This is a genomic window from Vibrio sp. V03_P4A6T147 (assembly GCF_002241085.1).
In the GTDB taxonomy this organism is placed as follows: domain Bacteria; phylum Pseudomonadota; class Gammaproteobacteria; order Enterobacterales; family Vibrionaceae; genus Vibrio; species Vibrio anguillarum.
The window spans coordinates 1-10,021 of record NZ_NDIO01000320.1 but is presented as its reverse complement, the minus strand read 5'-3'; the positions used below and the strand labels follow the sequence as shown (position 1 = coordinate 10,021).

General features: G+C 44.6%; 7 protein-coding genes. 3 read left to right on the top strand and 4 right to left on the bottom strand.

Going from position 1 to position 10,021, the window contains the following annotated elements; translation table 11 throughout:
* Window positions 1–2,300 (top strand): TolB (locus B9J84_RS12485; RefSeq protein ID WP_094124265.1); only part of this gene is annotated, 2,300 nt, incomplete at its 5' end.
* 121 nt (window positions 2,301–2,421) lie between these two features.
* On the opposite strand, the gene B9J84_RS12480 is transcribed toward B9J84_RS12485, so the two are convergent.
* On the bottom strand, window positions 2,422–4,053 hold the full coding sequence (locus B9J84_RS12480; protein WP_094124264.1) for a methyl-accepting chemotaxis protein: 1,632 nt from the start codon (window positions 4,051–4,053) through the stop codon (window positions 2,422–2,424).
* A 462-nt stretch (window positions 4,054–4,515) separates the two neighbouring features.
* Here B9J84_RS12480 and B9J84_RS12475 point away from each other — a divergent pair, with 462 nt between their 5' ends.
* Window positions 4,516–5,283 carry a potassium channel family protein gene (locus B9J84_RS12475; RefSeq protein ID WP_094124263.1) on the top strand — a complete coding sequence of 256 codons (768 nt, stop codon included), beginning with the start codon at window positions 4,516–4,518 and terminating at the stop codon, window positions 5,281–5,283.
* Window positions 5,284–5,329: 46 nt separating this feature from the next.
* Here the strand turns inward: B9J84_RS12475 and B9J84_RS12470 are convergent, their stop codons facing one another.
* The 3 genes from B9J84_RS12470 to B9J84_RS12460 all read right to left on the bottom strand — a co-directional run bounded on the left by B9J84_RS12470 (window position 5,330) and on the right by B9J84_RS12460 (window position 9,416).
* Window positions 5,330–6,718, bottom strand: a complete 1,389-nt coding sequence (locus B9J84_RS12470; protein WP_236732707.1) for a cyclic diguanylate phosphodiesterase — start codon at window positions 6,716–6,718, stop codon at window positions 5,330–5,332.
* 253 nt (window positions 6,719–6,971) lie between these two features.
* Window positions 6,972–7,892: an aminoimidazole riboside kinase gene (locus B9J84_RS12465; protein ID WP_094124261.1), complete on the bottom strand. Its 921-nt coding sequence runs from the start codon at window positions 7,890–7,892 to the stop codon at window positions 6,972–6,974.
* Window positions 7,893–7,976: 84 nt separating this feature from the next.
* A complete protein-coding gene (locus B9J84_RS12460; protein WP_026028729.1) occupies window positions 7,977–9,416 on the bottom strand; it encodes a sucrose-specific PTS transporter subunit IIBC in 1,440 nt (479 codons plus the stop codon).
* A 273-nt stretch (window positions 9,417–9,689) separates the two neighbouring features.
* Here B9J84_RS12460 and B9J84_RS12455 point away from each other — a divergent pair.
* Window positions 9,690–10,021 (top strand): LacI family DNA-binding transcriptional regulator (locus B9J84_RS12455; protein ID WP_143698866.1); only part of this gene is annotated, 332 nt, incomplete at its 3' end.

The window sequence follows — 10,021 nt, the reverse complement described above, 5'->3', positions numbered from 1 at the left end:
CGATGCTGTTAGAAGGGTTAGCGGTTTACATGGAAAGCCAAAATGAACAAGGTTATGGACGTTTGCACAATAGCCATTTTGCGATGCAAATGCGCATGGAAGTGGCGAGCGGACAACTAGCTGATCTCAACCAAATCGTGGTAGCGAATAAACGTTTACCACTTGGCAGTAATTACCTCTACGGCGCGTATTTTATTGATTATTTAGCCAAAACGTATGGCGAAGACGCACTCCAATATTTTTTAAGCGATTACAGTGGCTACCTAATTCCGGGCGTTTTCTTAAACCGAAGCGCTCAACGTGCTTTTGGTAAAGACTTTTTTGCGCTTTGGCAAGAGTTCCGTGCCGATCTAATCACGCAGTTTTCAGATCAAATTGTGCAAAGTAAGGAACAGCCTTCGGAGGCTCAATCTCTCGATAGCCAGCCGTTTGAATATCTATTAGCCAATGGTGGATCAGAGCAATTACTGGCTTGGCGTCGTGATGGGGTTGATCGAGCAAATTTAGCGATGTGGGATAGTAAGCAAAATCAATGGCAGCGTTTATTGACTACAAAAAGCTTAACTAGCCTCGATGCTCATCCCCAACAAGGTATCGTCGCGTCACAAGTGAATAGTTATCTTGATGGACGAGTGTTGAATGATCTTTATCGCTACGTTGATGGGCAGTGGCAGCGTTTAACCGAGCAACAGCGCTTTACCCAAGTACGTTGGAGCCGAGATGGGCAAAGTGTTTTCGCTACCCGTCATGAACAAGGGTTGCCTGAATTATGGCAGGTGACGCTGGATGGGCAGCAAACCCGCCTATGGCAAGGCACATATGGTTGGGTCATTGGTGATATGGCGCTATCTCCGACAGGTGACATTTATGCTTCCGTGAAGCAGCCGTCTAGCGCGTGGAATATCATGCGTTTTGTCGCCAAAGAGCAGCGCTGGTTGGCTGTCACTGAAACATCAGCAACCGAGCATCAATTGAGTTTTACCCAAGAGGGTGAGTTGCTGTTCAGCGCCGATTACACGGGGCGTTATCAGATCTACCGAATGGACTTGGCCAGTTTGCAGCTGGAGCAGTTAACCAATGAAATTGGCGGTGCTTTTTCTCCGCAATGGAATCAATCGCAAGGGCTTATCTACCAAGCTTATGAGCATGATGGTTACCATTTGCGCCACATTCCGGCGGTGACGGCTTTCAATGAGGCTCCGCTGTCTTCCTTTGCCAAGGTGACATCCGTTGCTTCGACGCCGATATCTCAGGTCGAAAAAAGTGACACTACCGACTACTCACCGTTGTCGACTTTAACGCCACGTTATTGGGTTCCTGTTTGGCAAGGGGATGATAACCAATCGTTACTTGGTTTCTCGACCAGTGGTTCAGATGTGTTAGGGCGACATCAATATGAAATCCAAGCGGCTTGGGATACAAAAAATGCGTTGGCGACGTACCAATTGGGATATCAATATGACAACCGTTGGCAAGCGACGCTCAGCCGAGAGCATGAGTTTAAGTTAAACCCATTGACCAATAAAGACGATCGCATTGTCCGCCAAGATGATTTAACGTTACAACGTAATTATTTATGGCATGGCCTCGATGATAACTTAATGTTTGGTATCGGAACTTATTGGCAGAAAGAGTCACTGATCAAAGCGCCTCAAGGTACGCGCTATACACAAGCCAGTGATGAGTGGCTAGCAGGGACTGCGCTGCAATGGGATAACCGTGAAGGCTTATTGAATGTTCCTGGTTATGCGTGGGGTCATTACGCTGATTTGGTATGGGAGTCCAATGTTGGCGGTGATTACTCTGGACAAAAATGGCAGGCGCAGTGGCAAGCACATTGGGACCTCCCGGGGAGCTTCAATCTTACCACTCACCTTGCGGCAGGTTATGCAGATTCAAAAGCTAAAGCGTTTGAGCTAGGCAGTTACGAAGGCGACAGCGCGCAGCTCTATGGTCGTCAACAGATAGCGTTGCGTGGCTACAGCTCTGCGGCTCAAGTAGGGCAAGCTTACGCGACACAAAGTGTTGAACTAAGTCGCTTATTGTATCGCGCTGAACGAAACTGGAATTTGTGGCCAATTGGCTTGGGGGATATTTCAGGTTCTGTATTTGTCGACTCAGGATCAAGCTGGAACGATAACCAAAACTACCAAGCCCTGACGGGGATTGGTGCTGAAATGCAGATCGATACCATCGTACTTTATGGCGGCACGTTACCAGTACGGATTGGTTACGCTCATGGATTAGACAGTAAATTAGGCAAAGATGAAGTGTATATCAAGCTAACTGCTCAGTTTTAACCGTTTGTTGAGGAGTAAAGGGTCGCATCAAATGCGACCCTTTTTGCGTTGTAAGCCGAAGCAAGGCTTACTGGCCACTCAAACATGAGAGCATGGTTACTTTTAGCTAACAATGCGAGGGTTATACCTGAAAACGACTCACGGTATTTTGCAACATCGCCGCTAATTGGCTAAGTTCGACGCACGCTTGAGCGGCGCTGGAAGAACCTTGTGCAACTTGCTTGGCTGATTCACTAATGCGTTCGATATTGCGGCTGAGCTCTTCGCTAACCGAATCTTGCTCTCCGCACGCACTGGCGATTTGAATGGTCATATCAGCAATATGCGCGCTTTGATTACTAATGTGGTCAATCGCGATTTGAGTTTGGCCACTTTGCTCCACACATTGTCCCATAAGTACACTGCTTTGTGACGTCGCTTCACGAGCACGCAGTGCACATGTTTGTAGGCTTTGGATAATATTGACGATGTCGCCCGTCGATTGCTGAGTTTTGCCAGCTAAAGCACGGACTTCATCAGCCACAACCGCAAAACCACGCCCTTGTTCACCAGCACGCGCCGCTTCAATTGCTGCGTTAAGTGCAAGCAAATTGGTTTGGTCGGCGATGTTGCTTATCACGTCAACGACAACGTTAATTTGCTGTGCTTGTTGCTCAAGTTCTAATACGCGTTGTTCTGCTTGATCAATTTCTTGAGTCACAAGAGAGATAGCATTAGCGACGGAATCCATCTGTTTTGATCCAAGGATGGATTGTTGGTTACTTTCACGAGCGGCGTCAGAAGCGACTTCTGTGCTTCGTGCCACTTCTGCAACCGTTGATTTCATTTGCGTCATGGCCGTAGCAATGTGCATGACCTCGACCTGTTGCTCTTGCATGCCCTGTGATGTCTGTTCAGAGACGGCGCTAACTTCATCGACAGCATGAGATAGTTGAGTCGCTCCGGCGATGATCTCTTCCACCATTGAGCGTAAATTCTCTTGCATACTTGAACACGCATCGGCCAATTCACCTAGCTCATCTTGCCCAATATGCTGACGTGCTAATCGATGGCTTAAATTACCTCCAGCAATGGCGTTCGCTTGCTGTACAACCAACTGTAGTGGCTGGCAGATTAAGCGAGAAAGTAATAGTGTAATGAACACCATAAACGCTATCAGCGCAACGATGCTGCCTGTGGAAAATGAGGTGATAGCTTGAATAAGCGTCATCAGTTCAGAGCGATTTTTGGCAACAAAGGTTTGGTTTAAATTGAGAAGATCGTCAATCGCACTCTCTAGGCGTTCAAATGTAACCAAAGAGGCTGAAATATCCCCTTGAGCTTTTACGATATTTTGATTGAGGATATCGTCATTAAAAGAGCCAAGCGCAGTTAAGTAGTCACGCCAGAGGTTTTTAACTGGCATAAAAATCGAACGCTCGTGATCGGTCCAAACCGCACGCTCATAGGTGGCTAGTGCACTATCAATTGCTTGATAGTGTTCCTGCATCCAACGAATATCCTCCGTAATTTCGGCTTGATCGGTTGCGGAAAGCAAACTGATTTGAGCACGTCGCACAGAAGCCATATTGTATTTGACGTTATTGACCATCATCATTGATGGGAGTGTGTCATCCGTTAGATTGAGTAGGTCATTTTGTATTTCGTTCAATGAACGATATAGGTAATAACCGAAGGCGATGTTGACTAACGCGATAATAGTAAAGGCAAGCGCAATTTTTTTGCGAATGGCTAAATCTTTTAAAAAAGACATGGTAATAAGTGACCTCGGAGTAAAACAACGGAGTTATACCTGTCCCACTTGCAGCATTGCTGTATTGATCATGTTCATTGACGCCAATCCCACCATTTTATTGATGTTTTTTCGGCCTCACTTACTGGTCATCGACAGCATCCTAAGTGGCTTGGGTATCGGGTCACGTCCATATGAAAATAGAGAGATATCCATAAAGTTGTGCATCGTATCACAATTGAAACTTGACTCCTATGGTGTTTTTGAGATTTTTGTGAGTGAAATATTGGGTGTGAAGAGCTTAGAATAACGCTCAAGACGGTTATTTTAGTGTTGTTAAGGTCACAATTCTTTACATCTCAACCACCTAGTTTATAGTGATTTCCATTTCGAATTGAGTGCTAATTGGGTAACGAAAGGGATGGTTGTACTGTTCACTTGGTACTTTTGGCGTTAGGGTAAACGGAAAAAGGTATTTGAATCATGAAATTAAAAACACGTTTACAGCTACTGTCTGCGATCGAACATAAAACTGAAATTCCGATGCTGCTACTATCGGTAGTGTATGTGATCGTCGCTTTACTACCAGATATTGCACCTTTACAGCCCGAAGAGCTTGATTTTCTGGAGCATCTGCTTTGGATTATTTGGGCATTGTTTGCAACGGAGTTATTGGTCAAGGTCTTACTCAGCCCACATCCAGTGCGTTACATGGTAAAAAACTGGCCAGATGTGTTGATTGTTGCCATGCCTTTCCTGCGTCCGCTCCGTTTTTTACGCATTTTACTGATCTTGCCAAGAGCATGGCGTCAAACAAAGGCGGTACTGAGACAAAAAACGCTCAGCTTTATTGGGCTAACCAGCTTATCGACAGTGCTTCTTTCTGCGGCTTTTGTCTATTTGGTCGAAAAAGGCACGGATAGCCCAATCAATGATTTTTCTGATGCGATTTGGTGGGCAATGACCACGATTACTACGGTAGGGTATGGTGATATGTATCCTGTTACCCCGTTTGGTCGTGGTGTTGCGGTCTTTTTAATGCTTACGGGCATAACACTTTTTGGTTTATTGACGGCCAGTGTTGCATCTTTCTTCATTGAAGATGATGAACAATCAGCGGCGAAGCATAGCCAGCATCATAATAAACAGCTCAATCAAGTATTAAAACAACTGTCTGCTCATCAGCCAGTTCGAAAACGTTTTCATTTAGCTCGCTACCGTGATCAGTTGGCTTCTCGTCATAATAAATAACCACTGAAGTTCTAGTTATCATCGTATTGGAATGCCAGAGATTGATCTAGGTGGTTTTAAGCAGAGTGATAAACTCACTGAGCGGCATAGGCTTATAAAAGAAATAGCCTTGCAAATAGTCAATCTCTCTTTCGTTCAAAAAGTCAATCTGGCCTTGGGTTTCCACACCTTCTGCTATGGTTTTTAACCCAAGTCGCTTAGCTAAATCGACTAAGTTTTCAACAATATGACTAGAGATCGCATCACTACCGATCATGGTAATAAAGCTTCTGTCGATTTTTAAAATGTCAAACTTGAACTCTTGCAAATAGTTCAAACTAGAATGACCCGTACCAAAATCATCAATTGCTAGCAACACACCTATTTTATCCAATGACTGGAAGAGCTTTTTTGCTTCATCACTATCAATAACCAACTCTCTCTCAGTGAGCTCTAGCGTTAAAATATGTTTACGATTGTTGAAGGTTTCAATGAAATGTTTGCAATCATCAAACAAATTGGAAGCAACACAATGTTTGGCCGAAATGTTAAATCCAATACTGAAATGCTCTGGAAATTGTGACTGATGTAATGAAAGTTCATGCTCTACTTGGGACATTAACTGAGTCGTAATAGGAATGATTAGCCCAGATTCCTCCGCTAAAGGAATAAAAAGATCGGGCCTCACTAATCCATGAACAGGATGTTGCCAGCGGGCAAGCACTTCGATATGGCAGAGCTGACCACTACCATCAACAATCGGTTGTACATACGGAACGAATTCGTTGGATTGAATAGCGCGTTTTACTTCTCCTTGCATTGACGAAGCTTGGCCGAGTTTCCAAAAAACAAATCCGCCTAAACCGATTCCCATTAAGAGAGCTAACATCGCACTGGTTTGTTTGGTGTTTTTAAAATAAAGCCAGTAATCATCAATAGTTAATAGGGTCGATAGTGAATAAGGGTAGCGTTCTGAAGTATTAATGATTGTGGGAAATAATGGTTCGGAAGTTACAACGCCAGTCTCGTCGAGGTGATTTTTGCCAACGTGAAAATAAAGTTTGCCATAGCGATCAAGTAAAATAAGCATGTTAGTTAGGTAATAGGAACTAACACCAGTGATCACCATACCCTGTTCGTAAGTTCTGTGAAAAGCCAACACAGGCCGGAGAGGTGTGAGTCGATTACCAGCCATTAAATAGAGCTCACCACTGACATAGCTGTCGATTTGGTAGTGATCGTTTACTTGACCGGTTAACGAATTACAATAAATAGTGTTTTGTTTGGCTAAATTGATGGTCCGGATATCGGGAGTTGTCGCCACTAGCTCGCGCAAATAACGAGTAGCATCTAGGCAATCCATATTAAGGTAGGGCGCCGCACGCTCGTTGGCAACATGAGCATTTCTTAGCAGTAGATTAATGTAATCTATACCTTTTACCAGAACGTTTTGCATGTGATGATTCAAATCAGCTCGTGTCTGCCAAGCGATAATTGGGCTAGCTACAACGATGGGCAGTAAGCAAAATAGTAAGCTAACTACCCACCGTCTACATCGTTCATATTTTACAAATGTCTGCATCTGGTCCGAGTGCTATTTGTTTAATCATGCAGTAAGCGTAGCAAATATCCTCTGAAAACCATCCGTTTATTTCGCAGTTTGCTTGAACTTCAACACGACTTACGCCCTTGTAAGTACAAGCCATCATTTAGCCAATCCATCGATCAAGCATATGCTTATCTGGTAGCGCTGTCATTGCCCCTTTTTGAGTGGTGGCTAATGCTCCGCAGCCATTAGCCCATTGCACTGCGTTTATGATAGTACCCTTAGTAAACCACTCTTTATGTAATGACAACTGACAAAGTAATCCACCGACAAAAGCATCTCCGGCACCTGTTGTATCGATAGGTTTTACGGCTTTTCCCGTAATCATTGTTTGCATCTCTGCGGTGATCACCAGCGCTCCTTTTGCACCTTGAGTAATGACAATCAGCGGAATGTTCAATTCTTTCACTGAGATTAATCCCTGCTCAAGGCTAGGGCGCTGCGTGAGCAAGAGCAGTTCGTCATCGGAAAACTTAACCACATCCGCCATTGCCACCACGCTCATCACCACTGGGATCATCTCTTCGGAGTTAGGCCAAACCTCTTCTCGTAGATTGGGATCAAAACTGACAAATCCACCGTTGGTTTTGATGCGTTTAATCGCTTCAATGGTAGTGCTGCGACTCGGTTCACTGGCCAGTGCAATGGAGCAACAATGCAGCCATTCGCCCGCTAAAAAGGTGGGAATGTCTGAACATTGGACAAATTGATCCGCGCTCGGTTTCACCATAAAGGTAAAACTGCGTTCGCCGTGCGAGTCTAAATCGACCACGACGGTTGATGTTCTTTGTTGATCATCCAACTGCAAATATCGGGTGTCCACTTTCTCTTCGGTTAATGTGGATTGCATAAAGCGCCCCATAGGGTCATTACCCACACGGCCAAAAAAGGCGCTATTACCCCCCAATCTTGCGATGGCAACAGCCACATTCGCCGGAGCACCGCCCGGACATTTTAGATAGTGTGCTTCACCATCAGGAATTAAGTCGACGACCGCGTCGCCTGTCACCCAAACTCGATTCATTTTTTCTTCCAATATCCGTGTTATTCGCTGAAGAAATAAGCCCACTCACATCGAGCGGGCTTAGGAGCATAACAGCCTTGGGGGTTACGCTGTTGCTTGTTTATCAAGCTTTGCGCGCTCTTTGGCACCCAAAACAAGTGTTAAGGTAAAGGCAATGACAAAAGAAATCAGCATACCAATCATGTAGTAGCTGATTTTCTCTGGGTTAATGGAAATCACTCCAGGAAGCCCAGCCGCGCCTAACGCTTGTGCTTTGACATTAAACAAGGTAATGAATGCACTGGCACAAGCTGAACCGATGATCGCAGCAATAAATGGGTAGCGAAGTTTCAGGTTTACACCGAACATTGCGGGTTCGGTAATGCCCAGAAGGGCGGTCACACCTGATGGAATCGCAATGCCTTTTAATTTGATATCTTTGGTGTTCATACCAACCGCTAAAGCAGCTGCACCTTGTGCGACGTTTGACATGGCCGCAATAGGAAAAATAAACGTACCGCCAGTAATGGCGATGTCAGCCAATAGCTGTGTTTCGATAGCAATAAAGCTGTGGTGCATGCCAGTAATCACAAACGGTGCGTAGATAAAGCCAAACAGTGCACCACCAATGAAGCCAGCAGAATCGTATAGCCAGTTCAGCCCATCACCCAATAGAAAGCCGATATCGCGGGTAATCGGACCTACCAGAGTGAAGGTTAAAAAGCCTGCAATGAAAATCGAGAGCATAGGCGTCAGTAAATTATCCAGTACAGAAGGGATAATTTTGCGCAGGCCATTTTCGATTTTTGCAAGAATAAAGGCGGAGACTAAAACGGGTAAGACAGAGCCTTGATAGCCGACTTTCTGGATCTCAAAACCAAAAATATTCCAAGTAGGTATGGTGCCTGCGACAGACGCGCCGCCAAATCCCCAACCATTAAGCAGGTCTGGGTGAACCATCAACATACCTAATGCTGCGCCAAGGAATGGGTTGCCGCCGAATTTTTTAGAAGCAGAAAATGCCAACAAAACAGGAAGATAAACAAAAGGGGCGTTAGCGAAGGTGTTGATCATGCTGGCAAGATCAGCCAAGCCCGGGTTGGCATCAATCAGTGACTGCCCTTCGATAAAAAGCCCTGTGGCTGTCAGTACATTGAACAACCCCATCAATAAACCGCCAGCAACGATGGCCGGGATAATAGGGACAAAAATGTCAGACAACCCTTTAACGGCGCGCTGCACTAGGTTCTGCTTTTGTGCACCCGCGCTTGCAACATCATTGGTTGACATTTCAGCAAGGCCGGTCAACTTGGCCATTTCCGCATAAACTTGGTTAACGATACCGGAGCCAAAAATAATTTGATATTGGCCAGCGACTTTGAATTGTCCTTTGACACCTTCAAGTGAATCAATGGCTTGTTCATCAACCAATGCGTCATCTTTTAGCGCTAATCTTAAACGTGTTGCACAGTGAGCAAGGGCTTGGATATTTTCTCTGCCACCTAATTGCTCTAATAATTGTTTTGCTATGACTGGATAGTTCATAACCCACCCCGGTTGTTGTTTGGTATCCAGATGACTTGATCTCTTTAAGATAAGCATGGTGGATAAAATTAAAATAAGTATTTTTGGGAACGTTTGCAGAGTGGATTTTTGATGAATAATTCAAAGTAGTCAAAAGCCAACCATTGATTCTGTGAATTAGATCAGTAAAAGAGAGATCGATAATTCTACAAACAGCGTTAGAATCACACTATTCGATCGTTTGCAGCGCTGAGTTTTGCAAACAATCCCAAAATAGAATGAGTAAGGTTATGTATGTCGAGTTTGCACGATGTCGCTAAGCTGGCCGGAGTTTCTAAATCGACGGTTTCACGCGTTGTAAATGATGAGTATGGTGTTAAAGAGTCTACAAAAATCAAAGTGTTAAAGGCAATTTCCGAATGCGGCTATATGGTCAACCAAGTCGCTAAAGATCTCAAATCACAAAAAACCAATTTAATTGGAGTCATCGTTCCGCGAGTCTCTTCGCATGCGACAGCACAAGGCGTTGATGGTTTAAGTGCCATATTTGAACAAGCGGGCAAACACGTGTTGCTTGCCAATACTCATCAAGATCACGCTAAAGAATTGGAATATATTCAAATATT

Coding starts and splice junctions, on each gene's coding strand:
- B9J84_RS12470 (WP_236732707.1), bottom strand. CDS start 6,718: ATGCAAAACGTTCTGGTAAAAGGTATAGATTACATTAATCTACTGCTA.
- B9J84_RS12460 (WP_026028729.1), bottom strand. CDS start 9,416: ATGAACTATCCAGTCATAGCAAAACAATTATTAGAGCAATTAGGTGGC.
- B9J84_RS12465 (WP_094124261.1), bottom strand. CDS start 7,892: ATGAATCGAGTTTGGGTGACAGGCGACGCGGTCGTCGACTTAATTCCT.
- B9J84_RS12475 (WP_094124263.1), top strand. CDS start 4,516: ATGAAATTAAAAACACGTTTACAGCTACTGTCTGCGATCGAACATAAA.
- B9J84_RS12480 (WP_094124264.1), bottom strand. CDS start 4,053: ATGTCTTTTTTAAAAGATTTAGCCATTCGCAAAAAAATTGCGCTTGCC.